Origin of the sequence: Embleya sp. NPDC056575, assembly GCF_042793325.1 — a bacterium.
Lineage (GTDB): Bacteria > Actinomycetota > Actinomycetes > Streptomycetales > Streptomycetaceae > Embleya.
Map to the genome: position 1 here is coordinate 917 of NZ_JBHTVA010000182.1, position 334 is coordinate 1,250.

At 40.4% G+C, this 334-nt stretch carries 1 pseudogene; it reads right to left on the reverse strand.

Features of this window, described 5'->3' with window-relative positions:
• A pseudogene (locus ACFRCG_RS48575) lies at nucleotides 1–334 on the reverse strand (hypothetical protein); the annotation flags it as partial.

Sequence of the window (334 nt, forward strand, 5' to 3'; positions counted from 1 at the left end):
ACATATTCATTCCGGAAGGATACATGTGCAGCCGTCCGCCTTTTAAAAATTTCTTTTCCCGACCTTCTACGATCTTTGTTTGCACCTCACAGCCCTCTGAAGCCACTTTTAAGGCTGTTTCCCTGTCTTGGACATCTTCTAGGTCTATATCAGTCAAATAAGCGCTCAAATAGGCTCCTATGTTGTCTATATCCTTTAATGACTTGATTGTTACAAATCCTAAACCCCATAGACTCCTTAATTCAGCATTTTTAATATAAATCTTATCCAAATCATTAAAGCGCATTAAAACATGACAATGCCAGGCTCCACGTCCTTGTGGCTCTACCACCGA